The sequence below is a fragment of the Paenarthrobacter nitroguajacolicus genome (genome assembly GCF_029952445.1).
Taxonomy (GTDB): Bacteria; Actinomycetota; Actinomycetes; order Actinomycetales; family Micrococcaceae; genus Arthrobacter; species Arthrobacter nitroguajacolicus_B.
Window position 1 is genome coordinate 1 of sequence record NZ_JAQPPK010000044.1, and the last position, 23,269, is coordinate 23,269.

The window sequence follows — 23,269 nt, forward strand, 5'->3', positions numbered from 1 at the left end:
GCAGCTTGAGTGCGCCAGCGAAGGCCGACTCGACCAATTTCTGTTCTTTCCACACGGGTTATTCTGCAGCATGGGTACGTCCGAATAACCGAATACGTCCACATCTAATCCGCAGGGACGCCACTAGAATCAGCTAATTTCGTCCTAGTGCAGTAACGGTGTCCCCGCGTGTCGGTGCGGGAACACCAAGCAGCCCTGCCCGAGGGCCCGGTGTAGTTCCCTCGCGGATACAGTGCGCTCTGGGAGCGGATCGTGACGGGAAGCATGAAAATCTCTCAACGTCCCCATGAGCCAGGGATGGGTCATGGCGCCCCTATACATGAGCGGTTATTCTCCAAATTCACCCTGCCACACCAAATTCACCAGGTTCCGGAGGTTCCGTGTCCATTGCCAAGAATCCTTCTACACCCACAGCCGAGGCGCCCCACCACTCCCCCGAAACCTGACACCGAGCCGCGGGTGGCGTGAAATCATCGCCTGCTCCGGTTCTTGCCAAATTTGCACCAGTCTCTTAAGTTTGGGAAACCAAACGATTACGGGGGCACATGCTTATCACATCGGAATCGGCCGCAGGGGAAGCCTTAGAGGAAGTCGGGCAGCTGCAACGCTCAGCCGAGGATGGAAATCTAGCCGGCGGCCACGCAGGGGATCAGATGGTGGAGCGCGCGGACGCCGTAGTCGAGTATTTCCTCGCCATGGGCAGTAGCAATTTGTACGGGCCGCTCATCGAACCGCTCATGCAGTGGGCGCAATTCGCAATGGCGCCCATATGGCTCCGGAATCCAGAAACGCAAACAGGGCGCGAAGCGAAACAGGTATACGAATCAATTCGGATGTTCTTCGAAAAGTACAGCCACCTACAAACTACTGACTAGCGCATCGTCCCGAGGCCATGCGGCACCACCGATATGAAGAAGCCTTTCTTGGGGCTTGGTAAGAAGCATTCTCGAATAGCCGCGTCTGCAGAAACCAGATTGCGAGGAAGAGGAGAAAGTCTGTAAGCGTCCGTACTGGAGAGTCAGCGAAGCTTACCTCCCCACCACCGACTGGCGAGCAATACAGCGGGATCCGGAAGGTATGGCTGACTCGACCACAGGCCGGAGCATACGAAAGGGGACCACCATCCGGTGGCCCCCTTTAGGTGTCATGGTACGGGGTGGTTCTTGGCCCCGCTGAGACTTGACTGCTACTTGCCGCTTGTACCTGGATTTTGTCGCTGGGATCGCTGTCGCTTGGCTTCCGCCTCACGTTCCTCCTTGCCGGCGTCTCTCGGCGTGTTGTTCAGCTTCTCAACTTCACGGACGATTGCTTGGCTACCAACTTGGGCAATATTGGGCAAGTTCGGTACGTTTCCAGTTCCCATAACAACTCCCATCGAACGCGCGGCCCTTCGGCGAGGGACCGTCGATCCCAAAATACGCCCTCACAGTGACGCAGAGCACCGCTTTCTGACAGGTTTCTCCACGCAGCTCCGGAATGAAGGAGTACTTGCCCATCCGCCGCCCCTGGTCCGGGAGTTTCTTGCACCTGTCACAAGAGCTTCCGAAGTACCAGGGACAAGCCGAATCCTTTGCCATGTACCAAAAGCTCGTCTGTGTTGTCCCTGTCCGTCCAGACCTTTGGAGATTCCCCATAAGTTTCGTAGTACTTGGGTTTGAAATCGAACATGTATACGTCACTCATGGTGAAGGGCCGTTCGGTCGACTCATGGGTCACGAAAGCGCGGCCAGTGTAAGGAATGATCGTCTCGCTCGACTCAACTCGGACGAAGAGCTCCCCCGTGCTGCGAAGGCAGTAGAGAATCCTTTCATTCGTCTCCTCCGTGGCCTGTTGGGTTTTCCTCTCCCTGTTCCAATGCCGGGACATGAGCACCCAGTACTCGTGAGTTACTTGGGTTTCACGTACTTCCTCGAAGACCGTCTCCCGTCTTAGCCCTAGGAACCCGTGCCGCCGCTCATTTGGAACCTTGCGCACAACGACCTGCTTAGCTGACAGTCGAGGAGCCCGCGTACGTTCAGCGACCTTTGCCGCGTACGACTTCAGCTCCTCCCATTTGATTGAATTCAGCTCATACGCCGTTCGCTGTGTATTGCTCACACTGCTCCTCCTCGGAGATCTGCCTTCCGGAGTGCATCGCCAGGCGAGCTTGGTTTTCGACATCGGGCAGATGCTGGTAGCGGTCGTCACATATGACTAGGGGTAGTTGGCGAAATTTCGCGGCCATTGAGTTCTCCCGCGACCCTCAACGAACTTCTTCAGTGCAAGAGAGGTTCCCTTCCCCGGATTGTCGTTGGAGAACGAGTTGGGAGGGTAATCGCATTTGAACTCTGCACACGAGGTCTTGGCCAATGCGCCGTAAATCTTCTCATCGGGTTTTCTCCGCCAGCGGCCAGTATTGCGTAAGGCCCACGGCGACGAGGAAAGAAGTTCTTGGGTTGGGGCCTGGAAATAGGAGTGAAGGTTGCCCTCCTCGTGGTCGCCGGAGGGAGGAAACCACAGTTCGACTTTGCTGCAAAAGACGCCGCCTGCGCCGGTGAGTATCAGACCATATCCGCGCATGCTCCCGATGAACACATTGGCATCGGCACCCTGAGGAGCCCATCGTGCGAAGTGGCGGTCGGCTGCTTCTACGTCCATGGAGACGAGCCAGAATGCCTCCTTGTAGGTGCCGTAGTCTCGTGGTTCGCGGCACGTCCACTTTGGAACCCCCGCCGTCGCCAGCTCTCGGGCGCAACGCCTTCCGTATGCCCGAAGGCGTTGCTCCCACAGCGCTGTCGGCTGCGGCAGGACCGGCTCGTGCCACTGCGTGTATGTTGCAGCCGAGCTAATGCGGCCAAGCCTGTTGCCAAAGAGGCTGTTCCACCATCCCACGCGTCCACTCCCGGTCTCAGTTTCTGTTCGTTTTACAGGAGCTTCTAACCAATCACAAGGTATTTCCTTGGACCACCAACATGTGTATTTTGAACCTACTAATGCAAGGTTCAGCTAGGGACAGGGTGGTGCTTAGAATGAGCGCTTTCGTCAAAGAATCAACCAAGTGCGCAAAATGCGGTGCTTCGAAGCCGGTTGGCAAACCATGCCCCGGCTGTGGTGACGGAAGTTAGTTAAAAGGGAGAGACAACTAGGGTGTCTCTCCCTTCCCCAAGCTGCAGTGCTAACGGCTAAGCCCGTTCTTGCTTCTTTCAGCGCCGGCGGCTGCCCCTCCACGAGTCTTCCGGGCTTTGGTGGCTTTTCCGGTTGTCACTGCCGCGCTGGGGTGTGTTCCTTCGCTCCGGGCAGCTGCGAGTCGGCCGCGTATCTGCGTTTCGTTGGCGCCTGTACCGGCAAGGGACTCGGCGAATTTCTGCTGGTGTTCGGCTGACCCATAGCTGGGTTGTGATGACGTTTCAGCTTTCAGGCCTTGGTCTTTGAGCCTGCTGCTGCCGTTGCCGGTGACTCGGTTCTCGATTTCGCGGCCGATGTCTTCGATGCGGGCGAAGAGTTCCTTCTCGGCGCGCTCGTACCTCTGCTCCTGCGTCGACCATTTGTCGCCTTTGAATCCGCCCTCTGCCAGCAGTTTGGCTTCGTGCAGGTTTTTGGCTGCGTCCACGAATGCAGGGTCCTTGAAGTGCTCCTCCCCCGCACCGTTGACGCTCTCCGTGGTTTCCTTCCGGAGCTGTTCGATGTCGAGACCATTGATGCCGTCCTTGCCGATCAGGAACATGCGTTCCTTCACGGCCGCGTCGGCTGCCTCCAGTGCTTTAGGGGTCTTTGCGTTGTGTGCCTGTTGAAGTGCTTGTGCCAATGCAGGGTTGGCCAGGTACTCCACGGGCACTTGGTGCCGTTCCATTTCAGGGGCGAGTTTCGCGGCTTGGGCGCGGAGTTCTTCGGCGCGTGCAGCGGCTAGGAGCTGCATCGCCTTTTCGTGTTCAACGTCGGCGGACTGCGATGCCAGTTGAGCACCTGTGGTTGCCTGCCAGTGCTCGATGAGTCTCTTTTCGTCGTTGCGACCGTCGGCTACCGAGTCGGCGAAGTCGTTGCGGAGCTTCCAGTCGGCGTAGTACTTCGGATCGTGCTCTTGCGCCCATTCCGTAGCCCTGCCTAGATCGGTCTCGTGGTCGGCCTTGCTTTGCGGGTGGTCAAAACCGTCGGTGCCTTGACCAACGACCGGTGCGCTGGCAGTTTGCCAGTACTGGATGAGTTCCCTCTCGAGGGAACGTTGGTCCTCCAGGGAGTCCGTGAATGAGTGGCGGTTGCTCCACTCACCGTAGAACCTTGGCTCTACTTCCGCGGTCCATTCAATGGCATTTCGGAGTTGGGTTTTGTGGTCGTCCTGGCCCTGAGCTGCAACAGCGTTTTCAGGTGCTGCCAAGCGGGCCTTCTCGGCTGCGACGGTGTTAATGCCTGATTCAAGGTATGCGGTGTCCGTGCCCACGTCTCTTGTATCGATGCCGTACCGGGCAAAGACTTCCTGGCGGATTCTCTCGGACGCAGCCAGGGCAATGGGGTCATGCCCCTTCCATGCTTCTGCGACGGCGTGGGCGGTGGCAATGTCGGAGGGTTGAGCCTTGTCCCACCATTGCTCCTTCTCCACCGGGACCAGTGCAGCATGAGCGGCGCTGCGTTCAGCTGCTAAACGCGCGGCAGCTTCGTGCGCTGCTTGGGAGTCCGCGTGCTCCTGCTGCCGCTGAGCTTCCTGACGTTTGCGGGCCAGGGTCTCAGCGATGCGGGAGGCGACCATCAGCGATTGCCGCAGTCCGCCGTCTACTACATCGTCCATTCCGTCTGATTCACTCATTGGTGTTCCCCTTGCACTAGTGGTGTGATTCTTATCGGTCCAGGCCCGTGCCTGCGTCGCGTTGGCTGGGCTGGTAGGTCTTCGCTGGAATAGCGGTTGGTGTGGTGGGCAGCGCGGATCCAGGACGGATGGGAACCACGCCCCGGCGTGCGATATCAATCGCACGCGGCGGCACCGCTGCCTCTGCTGATTGCTGCTGTCCGGCGTCCGCTGGTGCGGCTTTGGGCATGGTTCCGGTGAACGGTGCGAGCTGGTTCTCCACAACTGAACGGATGCGTTGAGCCTCGCGCGTCCGCCCCGACTGCTGATGCATTTCGTACACGGCGAAGGCGGTGTTGATCAGCTGCACCATGAGCGCTGTCTGCGCGGCAGTTTTGTTCTTACTCGATGCCGCCATGAACAACATGGCCGTCCCGGCAATAGACGGCAGCGCAATGGGTTTGCTGTGCTCCCGTGGTGCGCGGAGCTGGGCTGTGCGGGACAGTTCAGCGGCCGTAGCTGCCAGTGGCCCGGGTGTGGGTTCGAGACGGTAAGACCATGCGGCAAACGCTCCGGAAACCTCACGTGCTGCCTTCGCCCAGGTCGCGTGATCATCGCGGGGAATGGAACGCAGCTGCTCTGCAAGGGCTGTTGCGTTGCGGGTGTACTCCACCCACACCTGAGCTGGAGGCGTTGCCTTCTCAGGTCCGGTCTTGGAGACGGTGCGTTTGTTGCGTGCAGCGGCATTCCATTCGGCTGCTGCTTCGGTGGCAAGGTGCGGCGAATCCATCCACGCTTCACGCAGTGCACCCAGCTTCAAATCCGATGCGAGCGTTCCTCCACCGAACCAGATAGGCCGCTCCCCGGACTTGGGTCGTTCGGCCACGGAATACCCGACAATAACGTCGGTGGTGTTCTTTGCATAACGAGGACGAAGCAGCATGCCGGTCTCGCGCGCACGGCGGACGAACTCCCCTTCGGTAGCTGAGGCACTGGCACTGGCGCGAACCTTGCGCGCCAGAGACATCCGGTGCATTTCCCTTTCGTCACGGACTGCAGTGGCTTTCTCGGCACGGTCATAACCACGGGTGGCGTGCACGGTGGAGAGTTGTTCCAGGCCGTACTTAACTTCCAATTCGCGGCAGGTCTGTTGCGCCTTCTTGTAGTCGCCGTGGGTGGAAGCTTTGGTGCCGTCTTCACGGACGAGAGAAACGGCTATGTGGATGTGGTGGTTGCCATTCTCGGACGTGCCGTGGTTGACAGCTGCCCAGCGGCATTGTGCTTTTCCACTGGCCGCGGTGAAGCCCATGGAGTCCATGAAGTCGTTGGCGATATCGCCCCATTGCTGGTCAGTCAGCGCGCCTTCCTCGGCGCGCAGACTCAGCGAGCAATGCCAGACGCTGGCATCCTTATAACCGACGTGCACTCGTGCCTTTTTGGCAGCGTCCCATACGAAGCCCTTGACCTGAACGGACACACCATAAGCCCTGCGGGGTTGGTCAAGGTGCTTGGCGATAGCCAGGGCGTCATCCCGGTCCAGTACGCCGTCGTCGTACCAACTCATGATGGCTGCGTCACCTGCCACCAAGTGCGGGTCCGTGTGTGCGTTCTTCGTCTTATCCGAGTCGGTCGATGCCAGATAAACCATGAGCCCGCCCATGCGCGAACCGCGAGTGATGTTCGGAATCATCCCTTACATCAACCCCTCAATGGCGCGGTCAATACGCATGGCTACTGAACGGAGATGCTTCAGAGCTTCGCGGGCCTCGACCGGGAACTCACTGGTGGCGTTGGCCTGCCGTGCAAGCTGGTTGATGTTGTTCGACGAACGCGCCAACAGGTTGTGTAACTGCATCAGTTCTGCAATGACGGCCCGGCGTTCGGTCGGTGATTCAGTACGCTGCGCCAGGGCGGATGAAACCAACAGGTTTGGAACCGTCACCTTTTCCAGCTCGGCCCTCGCAACGAGTGCGGCTTCCTCTTCGACAGTCACCCACACGTCGCGCCGCTTCTTCGTCCCAGCGGGACGATTCTCCCGACGACGGCGGGACAGATTGGGGCGGTGAGTGCTTTCCTCTTCCGACATCCCAATCCCTTCCTTCAACGGCCCAGCGCAGCGACCCCGAACCGGGGACCACACTGACAAGTGTGCCGCACTCGACCGCCAGTGTCGAGGAGGACAAGCCGCTTACACCCGTGTAAGTGTATAGCTTGCTCCGCATTGTAAAGTTTTCGGGTTTTTCGGACCAATGATGGGGCTTGCGGAAATGCCACTCCCGCTGTCGGCTCCGACCGTTAGAATGGGCCGCATGGACATCAACGACATCGCCGCTAAAGCGGCCGCGAAAATTGACGCCGCCCGGGACGCAAAGGTCAACGCCGTGAAAAATGCAGCCGCCAGCAGCGTCGAACTTCACGAAGCTCAGCAGCTGGTAATCGCCGCCGAGCAAAAGTACGCGAAGGACTACCAGTCAGCACTGCGCGCGGAATGGACCGAGGCGGACCTGCGCGGCTTCGGTCTGGACACTCCTGGCAGAAAGGTCGGCGGTCGACCACGAGCCAAAAAGACCGCACGCGAATCACCCTCGACAACAACGGGTTCGGAACAGTAACCCCTCGCCCACATGTGCACGGCAAAAGCTAAATCCTTCGGGCTTTTCCCGCACACATGTGGACGACGGGACCCAGCTGACCGGTTGCGCACAATCGCCAGCGCACCACCGAAGCAAAGGTCACCAACCGCGACCGGCGACCGTGCACAACCTGCTCTATCAACCAGCGAGTTTGTGCCTCACTTAAGGAATCCATGAACCAGCCGCTCTTTATAGTTGCGACCCTCGTAGCGAGCTTCGTCATCTGTCTCGCCGCGATCTCGGTCATCGTCGGACTCATCGAAGTCCTCTTCTATAAACAGCGCGTGGTTGGTCTCACAGAGAACCAACGCAAGCAATACATCACCAACGTCATCAAGGTCATACTCACAACTGGTGCCGCCAGCCTGGCCGCAATCGTGCTCGTCTTTCCCGGGTTCGCACAACAAAACACACCTGGCGTTCCGAACTACACTCCACCCCTCACCTTGCTGGTGGTGATTGTCGCAGCACTCGTTACATACCGACTCGAACTAGCCAGTGAATCCCCAGACACCCTCTACGACCTCTACAGCGGCTTACACAAGTCCTGGGCAGAACAAGAGGATCTGAAACAGTTCGCACTCGCGCGCCGCAAGGCCTGGCTGGACGACTTCATAAAAACTGATGGAGGCCGCGCAATGCTGTCCTCCAAGAAAACTCTCAACGAGACCTACCAAGCTGCAATCGACAAAGCACTGGACAGCAAACCCGGCGTGGCCTGCCACGAGTGGCCGCACATAAAATACATCGACACCCGATTCAGAAGGCTCGCCCGACTGACCAACGTCAAGATGATTTTCATGATGATTCGGGGATACACATGGCGCTCTGTGTGGCTACTGACCCCCCTGCTGGCCGTTCTCCTCTCATGGGTCGCGGTAGCGCTCCTCTGGACACCAGGAGCCGAACTCGATGCCCCCAGGATTGTGCTCGTAAGCCTGACGATCGCAATCGGAGCAGGACTCAGTTACTTCAACTTTTGGGCGCGCTCAACAACCCGACTCAAAAAGTACTGCGAACTAAAAAGACACGAAAGATTGTGCGCCGCACTCCTGAGGAACCTCACCCGGACGTCGGCACCACAAAAGGCCGTCCCCGCAGAAAACCAACCCGAACTGGCAACATCACAACAAGTAGCCGAGCTTGCCGCAGCAATCGAGGCACACTTCCAAACCAACTCTCCCGGAATCATCCGCCGCACCTTCCGGAAAATCTGGTAAACCCAGCACAACTACAAGAGCAAATCGGCCCCGTTTCCCATGGTCCAAGACGTCGCGTGCCGTCGCACCGTGGGGGGCGGGGCTGGCTTCTTTTCAGCCTTGACGACACACATCTACCGTGCGGGGCATGGGCGTGGCGGGCACAGGAACCACGGGTGCCGGAAGTGTTCTCAAGCGGCAGGGGGATTTACGTCGGGGTACTCCCAGCGATCACCCAAGACGTACCACCCAGCCCACACCGGAAACGTTTAGTTTCATTAGCCGGGTAGCACCTCAGCGCCCGCAGGCTGTGCACGGCCACCGCTCACCCTGGTGAGCTTTGTGCCGGTGGTGACGTGGTGGTTGTGTGCAGGCGGTCAGGTGGGTCCCGTCGTCCACATGTGTGCGGGAAAAGCCCGAAGGATTTAGCTTTTGCCGCCCATGTGGACGAGGGGCTGAGAACGAATTCTGAGCGTTCTCCTACCTTCTTGGATGTTCGGGCCGCGACGAAGAAGCTGGTTGAAGCGGTTTCTATACGACGTCCTGCATTCTCATATTGTCACCCTCTAGATGTTCAAGGGCTTGATGCGCAGCGGCGATGAGCTCCCCTATTTGGCGTTCGGCCTCCGGCCCGGGCTCTAACTGCCGCATGACTCTCAAGTTGACGATAGATGCAGCCACCCAGTCATGGGCAGGCCGGTGGGCTTGTTCCAACTGCTCCAGCGTCCAATCTCGGCCCTCGATCTTTTTCATAGTGATGTCAAACAACTTGGCAAGCACAACGTGATCGGCCGCCATCCACTCGCCCAGCTGCTTGTAGTGAGCGCCATGAATTCCGTCCACGAGTTCAGTTCTCGCGATCCGTAACCGCACTAGAAGCGGCCTGAGGTCTTGGTACACAACGACTGCTCCGGCAAGGTCTTGGGCGGCGCCAATTACTTCTGTCCACAGTTCGCGCTGCCTTGCTCGTTTGCCTTCTTCTTCGGCTCGGATGGCGCGCTGGTCGGCGGCGGCCGCGCGCTTGTCGGCCCGCGTTGCGCGACGGTCTGCCCGTATGGAGATGATGAAGCCGGACAGGCCTGTTACGCAGCCGAGGATGGCAATGCCCGTTGCAAGTGCGTCCATGGTTCGAGTCCCCTTTGAGCGATGTCTGGCTTATTCTTGCCGCTTCTTGGAGAGAAGCCATTCAAGCTGATTGTTCGGCCTGTTGTTTCCGCAGTGCGCGGCTTACACTCATGCGCCCGACGCCTAGGACCTGCGCGATTTCCGTGATCGGTGTTTTCTTCGCGTGCATGGTGCGTGCGGCGTTCACCTGAGCTGCGGTCATGGTGGATGGCCGGCCACCGACGCGGCCGCGAGCACGGGCGGCTTCGAGCCCTGCACGTGTGCGTTCGAGCATCCTGCTGCGTTCGTGTTCTGCCAGTGCGGAGAAGATGTGGAAGATGAGCCGGCCATCTGCCGTGGTGGTGTCGAGGAAGCTTTCGGTCAGGGACTTGAACTGGATGCCGCGTTGATCCAGTTCGGTCACGATGCGGGCAAGGTCCGCGGTGGATCGACCTACACGATCCAGCTTCCACACCACTAGGACGTTGCCGGGTTGGAGGAAGTCCAGGCACCGCTGCCATTCGGGCCTGTCCTGCGTGGACCCGGACGCGTAGTCAGTGAAAGTGCGAATGACTCCGGCCCGGTCCAGGGCGTCTTGCTGCAGCTGAGGGTTTTGCTCGGCGGTGCTGACGCGGGCGTACCCGATGAGGTTCGTGGTCATCGCGATTTGTCCTGTTCGACGCCTCGGCCTTTGGCAGGTTGAGCTGCTTCGGCTGCCGGTGCCTGGGCCGGCGGCCGCAGGGCATCACGTGGCGATCCAGGATAGGAGGCATGCACCAGCTTCAAAACCTTTTCCATGCGGGGATCTACAACGGCTGACTGTTCCTGGTTCTTCTGGACCGGGTGCTGTCCAAGTGTCGGAGGGTTCGTGCGCAGCTGCTCGGCCCATCCACTGAGCCGGGACTTCAGCTGTGCCAGTTCCTGTTCTTCGACACCATATTCTTCCACTCGTCGTGCGCTGCCCAGCCGGTTGATTTGATCGAGCCGCCCAGCGAACATCTGCACGTCAAAACCCGGATCACGATCACCGGCAAGCTCGAGGATCTCGTCATCACTAAAACGTCCCGATTCTCTGATGGAGTCCAAGTCGAGGTAATCGCGAACTTCGGCCCGGCTGTAGACGGCCGAGAGCTTACTTGCGACAGCATCAGGAAGACTCAGAACCGGGCCTATCGACAGCGTCACCGGCTCTTCCGAGCGCCAGTCAACAGCAAGGTCAACTTCGACCCCTTGGCCGGCTGACGATGTGACAGTGAACTTCGCATACTGCGGGGCATTGCGGTCTTCCTCAACGTCGAACCCGCTCTCCCGCAGAGTGGCGGCGAGCCTCTTGGTGGACTCCGCAAAAACCTCTGGGCTGGTGACAGATGTGAACAGATCAATGTCCTGCGTAGGGCGGTCGATGATGCCGTGTTCGCGGATGGCACCGGAGCCAGCCAAAGCGAACCCTCCCCCCGCTAGGGAGTCCAGAGCCAGACGGGTGACTTCGCGCTGGTAATCAAGCTCCGTCATTACGCCTGCCGCCCCAACTGGGGAAACCTGTTCGCCCACAGGTCCCTGCACCGGACAGGGAGCGTTAACTGACTCCACATCCGGACAAGAAGTGCGGCATTGAGAAGTTCTTCCTGGTCCTGTCGTGCGGCTTCCCGCAGGATGGCCTGGTAAGCCTTGATAACGTCCTCCGGCTCCCCTAAGTCACACTCAGCCCTCGGTCCCCAATAAATCCGCAGCGGCAAGGTCAGAATGCCTTCCGCTGGGCCATGAAGGTCTTCGAGCCGTTCCGGTACCTCGTAAGGGATCACGTCCTGTATCAGGACACGCGGTTCGCTTGACTGATGTCCGGAGGACCGGCGCTTAATGGTGGGCATTGGTGTCTCCTAAGGCGGGACGGATTGTTCCCGCTAAGCTCAGCGTAACAAGCATGCACGAAACTCAACACAGATAGCTATTGTTCATGCCCGGGTTCCGTGCAGCGTTTCGTGCAAAACCCGATGGCGGAGTTCCGCAAATTTGCGCGGTGCTGGGAAGCCCACCATTGGCGGTTTGGCCCCTGCACGAATACGAACGATTCCGTGCGCGATGCTCCTGCGTAAGGTAAGGACATGAATCCGCCAGGACCGATTGGATGTGGGGACCGAGACCAGCACGGGCGACGACGATGGCTGCGATTGCTGGCTGTCGTGTTCACCATCGCTGCCGTGGGGTCGCTGGCACTGGTCTTCACGGATGTATTGATCGGCCGCCCGCCTGCAGGCGACTTGTTCATCACGGGCCTCAATGCCCTGGCTTCATCGGTGCTTTGGCGAGAGGTTTCTAAACAGGCTCGTACTTAGCTCAAGCCCCGGCCACCCATGTGATTTGCCGACGCCTTCAACGAACCGAACCTTTGCGAATCCTCAAGACGTTTCGAGCGTAGCTGGGAATCCCCGACGACGCGTTTCCGGCGTTGCTCCTCACGTGTGAAGCCTGGTGGCGATGCGTTGCCTCTTAGGCATGCAGCGAATAGGCACCGTCCGTGTGAGTTTCATCGGTCCTCCCGGCGGGCAGTTTCTTCACGTGTCCGACGTCCTGGGCGAAGTTCGCCGGCTTCCACTCCCGGCCATTTTCGGCCGTTGTTGTACTTGCGTTGCAGCCGTCGTAGTTCCCTGCGCGCAGCTGCTTCTACGAAGTCCGCGATGGACGCATACCCTTCGAACTTTCCGACGGCTTGAACCGCGGCCCGGATCTGCTGCAGATCCTCTTGGGTGAAGTAGGGGCTCTTCTTCTCAGCGGAAGTCATCGTCACCAGGCCACGGGTAGAGCGTCGTCGGCAGACCGGAGAATGTCGGGGTGCCGTCCTCGCCGAGGCTGATTCCGGGGTGGTCGTGGCTGCCCGTCGAGTGTGAGACTGCCGCCAGGATGAGATCAATCACGTGCCGGTCCAAACCGATCAGGACATCGGCGAGGACCACATGGACGTTTCCCGCCAGGGAAGCTGTCAGCAGCAAGAAGCGCGCCTCTCCCCCGGAATAGGCGCCGTTGTGGGCGGATTCGGCCAGAACATCGAAATCGATCCACACCGCTGCTTCATTGTCGGTGGCCCCCGGCGTGCGGACCCACGGGTTTCCCGGTTCGGCGAAACGCCCATTGAACGCCCGCAGCAACAATTCGGTGGCCGCTTCGGTCGTGTACGTTCCTTTCGCCCAACGGCGAAGATCCTCTGCATGGGTCATGTTCTGGTTCCTTGAATGTGAAGGTGGGAGTGGTAGGCCAGCTGGGTAGCCGGCCCACCGCCCTGTGGTTTAGAACGGGGGTTCGGAGTCGGGGCCGTTGCCCCAGGAACCGGCGTTGGCTGATGTGTTCGCCGCCCACGGGTCGTCCTGTTGAACCGGCTGCCCGGTGCTGGGCTGGTTCCCGAAACCACCCGCGTTCCCACCGCCCTGGTTGTTGCGTTGGGTACGGTTCACTTTCGCGTTGGCGTATCGCAGGGACGGGCCGATTTCGTCTACTTCGAGTTCGATGACGGTGCGCTTTTCGCCTTCTTTGGTTTCGTAGGACCGGGACTTGAGCCGTCCCGAGACAATGACTCGGGTTCCTTTGGTCAGGGACTCTGAGACGTTCTCAGCTGCTTCCCGCCAGACACTGGCGCGGAGGAAAAGCGTCTCCCCGTCTTTCCATTCGTTGGACTGGCGGTCGAAGGTCCGGGGGGTGGAGGCGATGGTGAAGTTCGCTACCGCGGATCCCGACGGGGTAAATCGCAGCTCTGGGTCGTTGGTGAGGTTTCCGATGACTGTGATGGTGGTTTCGCCGGCCATGATGGTTCCTTTTCCTCGTGCGCTGGTGGTGTTCTCGGTGTCTGTGCTGGTTTCGTTCTGAGGTTCGGTCCCACCCGGTGCATCGTGGGTGAGGTCGTTGGGTTGGTGCTGGTCCGCGGTGTGTTTGTCCCACAGACCTCCGGCGCCGATGGGGGCGCGGGTGATCGCGTCCAGGTACCGATCGTCCTCCACCGGGTAGGGCAGGCCGTAGATCCCGGCGAGGGGTTCTTCCTTGGTGTCGGGGTAGATTCTGCCGCTGGGGTTGGTCTCCCGGAACAGGTCCACTTCCAACGGGATCCGCGGGGTGATCGTGAACCCGTCCACGGGGTGTGGTTTCCTCATGGCCCTCACGCTGCCTTGTGGCTCATGGCCGCTTGGACGAGCTTGTCGGGGCGCAGGCCGGACCAGTGGTCCTGGTCATCGGTGTTGTTCACAATGACCGGTGCCTGGGAGTAGCCGAGGTCCTGGGTGATGTATTCGAGCGCTGCCGGCACTTGGGTGATGTCCACGGGCGTGTAAGTGACGCCGTTGGAGTCGAAGTAGGCCATGGTGCGGTCGCAGTTCGGGCAACCTGGCTTGGTGTAGACCGTGTAATCGGTGGTTGAAGAAGTCATTTTCAGTCCTGCGTTTCGTATCAGTTTTGGTGAGGTTCGTCTGGCTGACTTGCTACTACTATTCTACCGCTTATCCGATCGAATAAACAGGACTTTCTCCCGTATTCTAGGGGTTTTTCGGCGCTTTTTGTTTCGGTGATGGTGCGCGTCCCGGATGGTGGGTTTGGTGTTGCGGGTAGAAGTCCGGCGCTGCTCCCCCGGCTTCGCTAGCAGCTGCCCTGGGCGTTGGGTTCTTGTGCCTAGTCAGGTGATTCCGCGTACCCCGGTGTGTGGTCCCGGCTGAAAGAACTGTTCCCACTTGGTTGGTGTGTCAGCGGCGGATGTTCTGGCCCATGGGGAAAGTGCCCGATATTGGGGTTAAACAAAGCAGGACCGGCGCGGGCCGGTCCTGCTTCGTTCCCTCGGCAAAAAGGAAATCTGTGGTTCAGCCTACAAGACTCAGTGCGTTGTTCGCATGTTTGCTGCGGGGTGCCGGCGTTCTGGTGTATTGGGTTGAGCCTAGCGGGATCCACTGACAAAACTTCGGTGGTGAGTCGATGGAGTAGCCAGGTGGCCGGCGAAGCGCGGCTTTTGGTGGGCCTGCGCCTGGCCGCGGTCAATGGCGGTCCGCCGCTGGTGATTGGCTGGCGTGGTTCGCCCTGGGCGGCGGACCGCCCGACGTGTGGGAGGTTCCTGGCCCTGTCGTGGTGAGTGGTAGGGTGCCTTGCCGGGCGGTTTGGGTTCCGCCCGGCAAGGGGTTCTTAGGCCGCTTCGGTGGTTTCCTCGGCGGTGTCTTCTTCGGCTGGTTTGCCGCTGTCGATGATGATCTGCTCAACCTCGCTCGGGGTGTACCCCCATGTGAGGAGCTGGTTCAGGTAGTCCCGGTGGCTTTGGGACGGTCGCCGCCATGAGTCCTTGGCGATGGTCTTTTCGTATCCGGCGCAGACCAGCGCGATCAACGAGAACTCGGGCCGGGCTGTGGACTTGGCCACGTGATCCTTCAGCGGGTTCCATCCCCATGATTTCTCTCCGCCGGGCTTGGTGGTGACCATTTCGGCTGCCACTTGTGCGTCATAGCCGGTCGTTTCGGGGTGGTGGGTGATCGCGTGGACGGTGAAGTACTGCCACCCTTTGGGTGCCTGCTTTTTCGCCAGCAGGGTTTTGACGAATTCCCGGCGCACGGTGGTGGCCGATTCCATGGCCTTGTTATTGGCGATCAGGGTCTTCCGTTCGGCCTTCTGTTCGTCGGTCATTGGCCCTTTGTTGGCCGATGAAGACTGGTAGCTGTACCGCTCGGTAAAGCCAATTTCCTTCCATCCGACGATCACCGGGACGGTGGAAAACTCCCCATGGTAGTCCTGACTGATGTAGACGGCGTTCGCGTCCGCTTCTGTGGCCGGTTCACCGTCGGCCCGTTTCAGGGAGGTGACGTGGGCGGTTCCTTCGTCCTCGTAACCGGGCCTTTCAACAATGGTTGTGCCGGTGGCTTCCACTTCTGCGGTGTACGCGGCGCGGGCGGCGGCTTGTTCTCGTTCGTCCCGGAGTTGCTGGGCGACGTGGAACAGCTGGTCGGGTTCGTCCTGGATGACCGATGCCAGTTCGGCGGTGGCTTCCTCGTCGCCTTCGAATTCGGCGATGATCAGGGCTTCTTCGATGGTGTGGCCCCTGCCGAGGGCGGCGGTCCCGGCCTCGGATGTCTTGGCTTTCAGGGCACCTTCAACGGTGGTCTTTTTCCGTCCGGTCTTCTTGGCGATCGCTGCCGCTGAAACGCCGATCAGTGACAGCTGGTGGTAGGCGTCTGCTTCGTCGGCTTCGGTGAGTTCGGCGCGCTGGATGTTCTCCACCACCTGAGTGACGATGCGTTCGGCTTCTTCGGGGCTGCTGATGATCATCACCGGGATTTCGCTGCGCTTGGCTTCGACGGCTCCAAGGGTGCGGCGCTGTCCCATCAGCACGTGCACGGTTCCGTCGTCCTTGCGGTGTGCAATGACCGGTTCCATGACGCCGTGTTCTTTGATGCTGGCAACAAAGTCAGGGGTCAAGGCTGCGTCTTTGCGGACGTTGATGTCAACGGTCAAGGTGGTGGGGTCGAGCATTTCGAGCGTGGGTGCTGCGTTCATGGTGTTGCTCCTTCTTTTGCCGAGAAAGGTGGCGGGTGGGGCGGCTTAGGTGACCGGCCAGCTTCCCCTCTCCCCCCGTTGTTTTTTGGCTGCTGGCGAAGCTTGCGGAGCTATGGCCGACGGAGGCCTGTCTACCCTTGGGCAAGGTGTGGGAATTCCCGGAGGAAATAAGCGACGCAGGAGCGCCGGAGGGAAATTCCCGGACCGCAGGCCCCGGAGCTTGCGGAGGGGCTAGACGGGGTGGAGCGGACACATAGAATCCGAAGGACAGCAGCCAAAAAACGTCGTAGACACAACAGGACCGGGCACGGCGGAGCTCTGCGACGTCGGGACCGGGCCCAACAGCCGGCCACGGAGCGAAGCGGAGAGGACGCCCATCAACTGGTTGAAGCGCAGCGCAAACCAGAGCGAGCCCCCGCGAGCCTGCCCCTCCCCTAGCCCCCGCGGGATCCGCCCAGGCTAATCCCGAACTAGGCGGGCCGCCCGCACCAGGTGAGATGCGCCGGCCCCGTCGCGGGAACGGCGGTCCGCCGCCGGCAACCACCCACCAGAGCCGGCCACCCGCGGCGGACCGCCCGCCCACAAAAGGGCGAACGGCCCACCCCGCTTATGTGTCGCTGTCGGTCGGGCGGGTGTTGAATCGGCGGAAGTTCACGGCGATTTCCTTGGCGATGTCCTCGATCGGTGTTCCCGGCGTGATGGTCTTTTCTTCGTCGGCGGGGAACTCCACCGGTTCGCCGTCGTCGTCGTAGCGGTCCGGGCCGTAGTAGAGCTCTGCTGTGGTGAACTCCGATTCCAGAGGGGCGTTCCAGCTGTACGAACCGGGGCCAATGGTGAAGGTGTGGCTGCCTTCGCGTTGAAGAAAGAATGTTGCGGTGCCTCCGCCGGTCTGGTCTACGTGAATGTCCAGGCCTTCGGCTTTCATCGCGTCCACCAGCTCACGCGCAGGGAACCATGCGATCTCATCGGTGTCTTGTCGGGTTTCGGGGCTTTCGGTCATGGTTTTGTCTCCTTTGGGAAGGGGGCGGTGGCCGGGACGGGCGTCCCGGCCACCGGTGGGTCTAGCTGGCGAGTAGTTCGGCCAGTTCTGCAGCGTCGGAAACCAGGGCCGCTGTCCCTTCTTTCAGGAGCCTGTGGCATCCCGCCGAGTTGGCACTGTGCACGCTTCCGGGCACCGCGGCGACGTGCCGGGCAAGGGATTCTGCGTGGTTGGCGGCGTTCAGCGCACCGGAACGCCACCGGGCTTCGACAACACAGGTCACCCCGGCAAGGGCGGCAATGATGCGGTTCCGCTGCAAGAAGCGGTGACGTGTCGGTGCGCTTCCCGGGGGCTGCTCTGAGACGATCAAGCCGTTGGCCCTGATCGCGGCCGCGAGGTCTGCGTTACCGGAGGGGTAAACCCGGTCAAGGCCTCCGGCGGCAACCGCGATTGTTGCCGGTCCGTCGCCGGTAAAGCCGGACAGTGCGCCCCGGTGGGCGTGCGCGTCGATGCCGTAGGCCAGACCGGAGATGATGCAGACGCCGCGCTGGGCCAGCCCGTAGGCCATCTCACCGGTGACAGCTGCGCCGTAGTTGGTCGAATCGCGGGAACCGGTCAGCGCTGCCATGCGCTGTATTGCGGGGATCCCTTGGGTGATGTTCCCGACGTACCAGAGCCCATACGGGGCATCCGGCAGGTCATCAAGACCGGCGGGCCAGTGTTCGTCACCAGGGATAAGGAAACCTCCGCCCAGCCGTTCAATGGTGGCAAGGTCCCTTTCCGCATCCACGTCGGGGAGCCGTTGCGCCCAGCGGCGCAACCCGTCGTTCAAGTCCTCGTCGCTGATGTGGCGGAAGGTGTGGGGCGGTTGCGCGCCGGTTGCTACTCTCAGAGCTGCGTAGGCGCCTAAGGCTTGGACAAGCGCCCAGCCAGTGGAGTCCTGGGAGTCGAAGAGACGAGTGAGGGCGGCGCGTGCAATGCGGTCGTTCATGGTGTTGCTCCTTCTTTGCCGAGAAAGGTGGTGGGTGGGGCGGCTTAGGTGACCGGCCAGCTTCCCCTCTCCCCCCGTTGTTTTTTGGCTGCTGGCGAAGCTTGCGGAGCTGTGGCCGACGGAGGCCTGTCTACCCTTGGGCAAGGTGTGGGAATTCCCGGAGGAAATAAGCGACGCAGGAGCGCCGGAGGGAAATTCCCGGACCGCAGGCCCCGGAGCTTGCGGAGGGGCTAGACGGGGTGGAGCGGACACATAGAATCCGAAGGACAGCAGCCAAAAAACGTCGTAGACACAACAGGACCGGGCACGGCGGAGCTCTGCGAGGCCGGGACCGGGCCCAACAGCCGGCCACGGAGCGAAGCGGAGAGGACGCCCATCAACTGGTTGAAGCGCAGCGCAAACCAGAGCGAGCCCCCGCGAGCCTGCCTCTTAGCTGTGACCCCCGCGGGATCCGCCCAAGGTGTTCCAGCCGCGGGCTTGCCGCACGCACCAGGTGAGTAGGGCCGGCCCCGGGCGGGAACGGCGGTCCGTCGCCGGCACCCACCCACCCAGGCGGCCACCCGCGGCGGACCGCCCGCCCACACAAGGGCGAACGGCCCACCGGTTCTATTCGCGGCGGTCGTGGAGCGGGATGGCTCCGTACTGTCCGGCCGCGCGCCGGAATCGTGAGTCGCTGCTGAAGATGAACGTGCCGCCGAACATGTACCACGGGGCGGGTTCGTCCTCCGGGGCGACTGGCTCGGCGTGGATCACGGTTTCGCCGTGCATGCTCTCGTTTTTGACAAGCCGGACGGCGGGCCGTTCCTCGGTGGCTTCGAGAACGGGGTCGATGCCCTCGCCGATGACGGTCACCTCCATGACGCGGGCGGAAATGCCCTGATTGGAAAAGTCCGTGCCTAGGGCGTCGCGGTAGATCAGGGCGGTGATGCCTTTGGGGGCTGTGGCGGCGTTGCTCATGGTGTTGCTCCTTCTTTTGCCGAGAAAGGTGGTGGGTGGGGCGGCTTAGGTGACCGGCCAGCTTCCCCTCTCCCCCGTTGTTTTTTGGTTGCTGGCAAGCTTGCTTGCTCGGCGGCCGACGGAGGCCTGTCTACCCTTGGGCAAGGTGTGGGAAATTCCCGGAGGAAACAAGCGACGCAGGAGCGCCGAAGGGACATTTCCTGCACCACAGGCCCCGGAGCCTGCGGAGGGGCTAGACGGGCTGGAGCGGACGCCTACAATCCGAAGGACAGCAACCAGAAAACGTCGTAGACAAACAGGGGATGACGGGCAGGAGCTCTGCGACGGACCGGCAGCACCCAACAGCCGGCCACGGAGCGAAGCGGAGAGGACGCCCAAAAGGGTGTGAGCCCTGCGAGCATGCTTTCCCTGGCCAACTCTGATCCGCCCAGGGCAGCTCCGATTTGGGAATGCCGCACGCACCAGGTGAGAGGCGCCGGCCCGTTGCGGGAACGGCGGTCCGCCGCCGGCAACCACCCACCCAGGCGGCCACCCGCGCGGCGGACCGCCCGCCCACAAAAGGCGAACGGCCCACGTTGCCTATGTGGCGCTGTCGATCATTGCCAAGATCGCGCCGGTGGTTTCATCGGTCTGCCGCTGTAGGTGCTTGGTTTCCTGATCGGCGGGTGCCGTTTCGATCCTCTTCAGCTGGATCTGCCACGTGTCCAGCGCTGCGAGCAGTTCGGGCGTGAAGGCTGAATCCGGCCTATCCTGCAAACCGAAGTAGTGGAAGGCCTCGGCCATGCCTGGATGGCCGATCCTTTGGGCGGCCTCAGCTGCGTTATTGCGTTGGCCCGCTTCGTGGTGGGCTTCGTAATCGAAATCGCCGTCTGCGTCCCAAAAGTCCGTCATGGTGCTGTCTCCTGTTCCCGGGGGACCGTCCGCCCTCACTGGGCGAACGGTCCAGCGACTGGCGTTAGTGGAAGGTAGTGCGGTGTTCTGCGGCGAACAGGACGGCTACGGCTTCGTTGTGCCAGTCCAAGGCCGCGTATTGCCGGGTGGTGGTCAGCTCACCGGGGTTCACGTGTGCCTCGGCGTTGACGGCTTCGGCCATGCCGCGGATGTGTGCGGCGAGATCGGCGGCGGATTCGACGCTGTAAGCCACGGGAGACTTCTCCACGATTGCGGCGAGGGTTTCTAGGAAGACCACGGCTTGGGCCGGGCTGTTGGCGATGCTGCGCTTTTCGGTCATTGTTCTCGGTCCTTTGCTGGTGGGATTGGTGCCGTGCCGGGCGGCGGGGTCCGCCCGGCACGGAGTTGAGGGCTGTTAGGCTGCGGCTGTTTGGAACGTGGGCGGGATCCGGTAGCGGCTGGGAAGTTCAGCTGCGGCTACGGGCAGGTCTGCCGGACCTTGCGCTTGCCCGTTCTTCCAGTGGGAAAAAGCCTCTTCGGTGATCGCGTCCCAGTACCGGGCCTTCGTCCGGTAGAACGTTGTTTTCACGTCGCCCTCGCAGTAGGTGGCCATGCCGAACAGATTGCCGATCGCATCAGCGGTCCGGATCCCGGCCACCATGACATAGGGCCACTGGCCCAAGTCCCAGCCGTCACATCCCCAGCTGGGGATCACAACCCAGCTGTGCTCTCCGATGACGTCCATCCAGTCGTAGCCGTCGTTCATGTGGTAATCCACCAGCACGGGCACGTCATGGATGGTTTCGCCGGTGTCGACGGTGGTCACGGTCATTTTGATGACTGCGTTCATGGTGTTGCTCCTTCTTTGCCGAGAAAGGTGGTGGGTGGGGCGGCTTAGGTGACCGGCCAGCTTCCCCTCTCCCCCCGTTGTTTTTTGGCTGCTGGCGAAGCTTGCGGAGCTGTGGCCGACGGAGGCCTGTCTACCCTTGGGCAAGGTGTGGGAATTCCCGGAGGAAATAAGCGACGCAGGAGCGCCGGAGGGAAATTCCCGGACCGCAGGCCCCGGAGCTTGCGGAGGGGCTAGACGGGGTGGAGCGGACACATAGAATCCGAAGGACAGCAGCCAAAAAACGTCGTAGACACAACAGGACCGGGCACGGCGGAGCTCTGCGAGGCCGGGACCGGGCCCAACAGCCGGCCACGGAGCGAAGCGGAGAGGACGCCCATCAACTGGTTGAAGCGCAGCGCAAACCAGAGCGAGCCCCCGCGAGCCTGCCTCTTAGCTGTGAAGGCAGAAAGAGCCGGCACCCTGGGGGCCGGCTCTTTCTGTTGTTCCTCGGCAAAAAGGAAATCTGTGGTGCAGCGTCATTGCTGCGGTGTGGTTAGAAGTCGTGGTGTTCCTGGGGGTGCGTGAAGTCCACCGGTCCCAGGGATTCGCCGGCGGTGAGCAGCTGCAGCTCGATGACGTTTTCAAGGAAGCTCGCCCCGGGGGCTGGTTTGTCGTCCTCGGTCAGGATGTATTCGGTTCCCATGCTGGATCTCCCGGTGCAGTGTTCTCGTTGGAATCACTGTAGCCGTGGATCCTTTGCGTTGGCTGGGTTGCAGCTGCGCCCGCGCCAGCGTTATGGCGGCCGGGGGAGCGCCAGCGGAGGAGGCCGCCCCGCCAGCGTAACGGCCGGGCAGGACCGTTGCTGATCCTGCCCGGCCTTTCTGGTTAGCTGGTGGGGCGCTTGTAGGCCGTTTCCTGATTCTTGGCTACTTCTGCGATGTAGACGCGGCCAATCAGTTCGTGCAGCAGCTCGGCGAACCGGTAACCGGGTGCGTCCTCGACCGCGAGTTTCAAGTAGCGTTCTGCGTGCTTTCCGTATCCTTTGAGCCATTGCAGCCAGCCCATGAGGGTCAGCATGGGTGCGCGTTGGCCCTCCGGGACGACCTTCATCAGTTCGAAAGCGATGATTTCGGCGTGGTCCACGCGCTTCCAGTCGGGGCAGCCGTCGAACTTGCCCAGAAGGATGTCAATGATGACGCCGTTGTTCGTGGTGATGACGTCTGCCATGAGGAAGTCCCGGATGTAGTTGTCTTGGAACCATGCCGCCAGTTGCCGGGCGCTCTCGCGGTCCGGCATGCCCGGGGTCTCCAGTACGGTGCCCCATTCGCGGCGGGCTTCTTCGATGGATTCCTCCGTGCGGACGGGCACCTGAACCGGCTCAACCCATTTGCCCAGCAACGCCGGGTTATAGACGTCCACGTTCGGGGCGCTTCCCCTGAAGGTCAAGGTGGCGTTGGCGTTGCTGTCCTTGATCTGATCCAGCGGGTTGCGCTCCGTGCTGCCGTAAGCGGCCCAGTGCGTGCTGGTGACGAGGTAGACCTTGCGGACGGGCATCCGCGCGGTGGCCAGTTCGTTGCCCAGGGCCGCGACGTGGGCCGCGTAAGGGAACCGGGCATCGGTGCTGGTTTCGTCGGTGTAGACGATGAGGTAGCAGGCCGTGGCGTTCTCGTCCTGTGCCGCGAGGCTGGTCACCGTTTGGGCGAATCCCAGCGGGGCGGTGTCCATGGGTCCGTCCACGCGAAGGGTGGCGCCCAAGGCTCCGGCGGTGGCCGTGAGCACGACGATGGATTCGGTGGGGGTTCCTCCGAGCAGGTGCGGGATGTAGGCCAGCAGGTCAGCGGGGCTGGTGAGGGTGAGTTTTTCAGTCATGATGTTGCTCCTTCTTTTGCCGAGAAAGTAAATGATTGGGGTGGCCGGGAACGCGGGTTCCCGGCCACCGTGGGCGGTTAGGCCACTGGTTGGATCAGTCGGGCGTCAAAGAGTGCTTCGGCCCTGCGGATGAGGTGGTCCGGCACGTCAGTGTCGTGGTTCAGTCCTGCCCTGCCCAGGAACACGGCGTTCCCGGTTACCGGCAGGTCGAGTCCGGTTTCGTGGAGCAGCTGCACCGCACGGACGTTGGACGGTCCGGTGGTTTGGGTTTCCGCGTTCAGGTAGACCTGCCAGTCGCCTCGGGCGATGCATTCCAGCCCGCCGCCGACGATGATCTGAAGGCTTGTGTGCCGGGCGTCAACGCTGTGGACGGTGACGCTTTCGCTCAGGCGCGCGGGGACGTACAGCGCGATCAGGTGGTTAAGCATGTTGCTCCTTCTTTGCCGAGAAAGGTGGTGGGTGGGGCGGCTTAGGTGACCGGCCAGCTTCCCCTCTCCCCCCGTTGTTTTTTGGCTGCTGGCGAAGCTTGCGGAGCTGTGGCCGACGGAGGCCTG

At 61.3% G+C, this 23,269-nt stretch carries 26 protein-coding genes; 4 read left to right on the top strand and 22 right to left on the bottom strand.

Features of this window, described 5'->3' with window-relative positions; genetic code table 11:
* Nucleotides 1-545: 545 nt before the first annotated feature.
* Nucleotides 546-875 (top strand): hypothetical protein, encoded by a 330-nt coding sequence (locus PJL15_RS21435; RefSeq protein ID WP_281453148.1) that lies wholly within the window; start codon nt 546-548, stop codon nt 873-875.
* Between the two features lie 655 nt (nt 876-1,530).
* On the opposite strand, the gene PJL15_RS21440 is transcribed toward PJL15_RS21435, so the two are convergent.
* The 5 genes from PJL15_RS21440 to PJL15_RS21460 form a co-directional block, all read right to left on the bottom strand.
* The gene (locus PJL15_RS21440) at nt 1,531-2,097 is read right to left on the bottom strand and encodes a hypothetical protein (protein ID WP_281453149.1); all 567 of its coding nucleotides are present in this window, start codon (nt 2,095-2,097) and stop codon (nt 1,531-1,533) included.
* A gap of 96 nt (nt 2,098-2,193) precedes the next feature.
* The gene (locus PJL15_RS21445) at nt 2,194-2,637 is read right to left on the bottom strand and encodes a hypothetical protein (RefSeq protein WP_281453150.1); all 444 of its coding nucleotides are present in this window, start codon (nt 2,635-2,637) and stop codon (nt 2,194-2,196) included.
* Nucleotides 2,638-3,154: 517 nt separating this feature from the next.
* On the bottom strand, nt 3,155-4,777 hold the full coding sequence (locus tag PJL15_RS21450) for a hypothetical protein (RefSeq protein WP_281453151.1): 1,623 nt from the start codon (nt 4,775-4,777) through the stop codon (nt 3,155-3,157).
* A 31-nt stretch (nt 4,778-4,808) separates the two neighbouring features.
* On the bottom strand, nt 4,809-6,446 hold the full coding sequence (locus tag PJL15_RS21455; RefSeq protein ID WP_281453152.1) for a relaxase/mobilization nuclease domain-containing protein: 1,638 nt from the start codon (nt 6,444-6,446) through the stop codon (nt 4,809-4,811).
* Nucleotides 6,447-6,449: 3 nt separating this feature from the next.
* Entirely contained in the window at nt 6,450-6,842 is a 393-nt protein-coding gene (locus PJL15_RS21460; RefSeq protein ID WP_281453153.1) for a plasmid mobilization protein, read from the bottom strand.
* Between the two features lie 223 nt (nt 6,843-7,065).
* Between PJL15_RS21460 and PJL15_RS21465 the strand changes: the two genes are divergently transcribed.
* The gene (locus tag PJL15_RS21465; RefSeq protein WP_281453154.1) at nt 7,066-7,368 is read left to right on the top strand and encodes a hypothetical protein; all 303 of its coding nucleotides are present in this window, start codon (nt 7,066-7,068) and stop codon (nt 7,366-7,368) included.
* A gap of 194 nt (nt 7,369-7,562) precedes the next feature.
* The gene (locus tag PJL15_RS21470; RefSeq protein WP_281453155.1) at nt 7,563-8,609 is read left to right on the top strand and encodes a hypothetical protein; all 1,047 of its coding nucleotides are present in this window, start codon (nt 7,563-7,565) and stop codon (nt 8,607-8,609) included.
* Nucleotides 8,610-9,119: 510 nt separating this feature from the next.
* On the opposite strand, the gene PJL15_RS21475 is transcribed toward PJL15_RS21470, so the two are convergent.
* The 7 genes from PJL15_RS21475 to PJL15_RS21505 form a co-directional block, all read right to left on the bottom strand.
* Entirely contained in the window at nt 9,120-9,713 is a 594-nt protein-coding gene (locus PJL15_RS21475) for a hypothetical protein (protein WP_281453156.1), read from the bottom strand.
* 61 nt (nt 9,714-9,774) lie between these two features.
* Complete coding sequence (locus tag PJL15_RS21480) at nt 9,775-10,353, bottom strand: recombinase family protein (protein WP_281453157.1); 579 nt, start codon at nt 10,351-10,353, stop codon at nt 9,775-9,777.
* The gene (locus tag PJL15_RS21485) at nt 10,350-11,243 is read right to left on the bottom strand and encodes a nucleotidyl transferase AbiEii/AbiGii toxin family protein (protein WP_281453158.1); all 894 of its coding nucleotides are present in this window, start codon (nt 11,241-11,243) and stop codon (nt 10,350-10,352) included. Before PJL15_RS21485 ends, PJL15_RS21480 begins: the two co-directional genes overlap by 4 nt.
* Nucleotides 11,244-12,216: 973 nt before the next feature.
* A complete protein-coding gene (locus PJL15_RS21490; protein WP_281453159.1) occupies nt 12,217-12,471 on the bottom strand; it encodes a ParB family protein in 255 nt (84 codons plus the stop codon).
* Nucleotides 12,458-12,904 (bottom strand): hypothetical protein, encoded by a 447-nt coding sequence (locus tag PJL15_RS21495; protein ID WP_281453160.1) that lies wholly within the window; start codon nt 12,902-12,904, stop codon nt 12,458-12,460. Before PJL15_RS21495 ends, PJL15_RS21490 begins: the two co-directional genes overlap by 14 nt.
* Nucleotides 12,905-12,973: 69 nt before the next feature.
* A complete protein-coding gene (locus PJL15_RS21500) occupies nt 12,974-13,828 on the bottom strand; it encodes a single-stranded DNA-binding protein (RefSeq protein WP_281453161.1) in 855 nt (284 codons plus the stop codon).
* Between the two features lie 5 nt (nt 13,829-13,833).
* Nucleotides 13,834-14,100: a glutaredoxin family protein gene (locus tag PJL15_RS21505; RefSeq protein WP_281453162.1), complete on the bottom strand. Its 267-nt coding sequence runs from the start codon at nt 14,098-14,100 to the stop codon at nt 13,834-13,836.
* 528 nt (nt 14,101-14,628) lie between these two features.
* Between PJL15_RS21505 and PJL15_RS21510 the strand changes: the two genes are divergently transcribed.
* The gene (locus tag PJL15_RS21510; RefSeq protein ID WP_281453163.1) at nt 14,629-14,790 is read left to right on the top strand and encodes a hypothetical protein; all 162 of its coding nucleotides are present in this window, start codon (nt 14,629-14,631) and stop codon (nt 14,788-14,790) included.
* A gap of 50 nt (nt 14,791-14,840) precedes the next feature.
* Here PJL15_RS21510 and PJL15_RS21515 read toward each other — a convergent pair whose 3' ends face one another.
* The 10 genes from PJL15_RS21515 to PJL15_RS21560 all read right to left on the bottom strand — a co-directional run bounded on the left by PJL15_RS21515 (nt 14,841) and on the right by PJL15_RS21560 (nt 23,143).
* Nucleotides 14,841-16,199, bottom strand: coding sequence for a ParB/RepB/Spo0J family partition protein (locus tag PJL15_RS21515; protein WP_281453164.1), 1,359 nt, complete (start codon nt 16,197-16,199; stop codon nt 14,841-14,843).
* Between the two features lie 607 nt (nt 16,200-16,806).
* Entirely contained in the window at nt 16,807-17,199 is a 393-nt protein-coding gene (locus PJL15_RS21520) for a hypothetical protein (RefSeq protein ID WP_281453165.1), read from the bottom strand.
* Nucleotides 17,200-17,260: 61 nt separating this feature from the next.
* Nucleotides 17,261-18,169, bottom strand: a complete 909-nt coding sequence (dprA, locus tag PJL15_RS21525; RefSeq protein ID WP_281453166.1) for a DNA-processing protein DprA — start codon at nt 18,167-18,169, stop codon at nt 17,261-17,263.
* Between the two features lie 606 nt (nt 18,170-18,775).
* Nucleotides 18,776-19,126 (bottom strand): hypothetical protein, encoded by a 351-nt coding sequence (locus PJL15_RS21530; RefSeq protein WP_281453167.1) that lies wholly within the window; start codon nt 19,124-19,126, stop codon nt 18,776-18,778.
* Between the two features lie 579 nt (nt 19,127-19,705).
* Nucleotides 19,706-20,017 (bottom strand): hypothetical protein, encoded by a 312-nt coding sequence (locus PJL15_RS21535; RefSeq protein WP_281453168.1) that lies wholly within the window; start codon nt 20,015-20,017, stop codon nt 19,706-19,708.
* Nucleotides 20,018-20,081: 64 nt separating this feature from the next.
* On the bottom strand, nt 20,082-20,357 hold the full coding sequence (locus PJL15_RS21540; protein ID WP_281453169.1) for a hypothetical protein: 276 nt from the start codon (nt 20,355-20,357) through the stop codon (nt 20,082-20,084).
* A gap of 75 nt (nt 20,358-20,432) precedes the next feature.
* Nucleotides 20,433-20,867, bottom strand: a complete 435-nt coding sequence (locus PJL15_RS21545) for a hypothetical protein (protein ID WP_281453170.1) — start codon at nt 20,865-20,867, stop codon at nt 20,433-20,435.
* A 532-nt stretch (nt 20,868-21,399) separates the two neighbouring features.
* Nucleotides 21,400-21,549: a hypothetical protein gene (locus PJL15_RS21550; protein ID WP_281453171.1), complete on the bottom strand. Its 150-nt coding sequence runs from the start codon at nt 21,547-21,549 to the stop codon at nt 21,400-21,402.
* 182 nt (nt 21,550-21,731) lie between these two features.
* The gene (locus PJL15_RS21555) at nt 21,732-22,715 is read right to left on the bottom strand and encodes a DUF4192 family protein (protein WP_281453172.1); all 984 of its coding nucleotides are present in this window, start codon (nt 22,713-22,715) and stop codon (nt 21,732-21,734) included.
* Nucleotides 22,716-22,792: 77 nt separating this feature from the next.
* The gene (locus PJL15_RS21560; RefSeq protein ID WP_281453173.1) at nt 22,793-23,143 is read right to left on the bottom strand and encodes a DUF3846 domain-containing protein; all 351 of its coding nucleotides are present in this window, start codon (nt 23,141-23,143) and stop codon (nt 22,793-22,795) included.
* Nucleotides 23,144-23,269 lie beyond the last annotated feature (126 nt).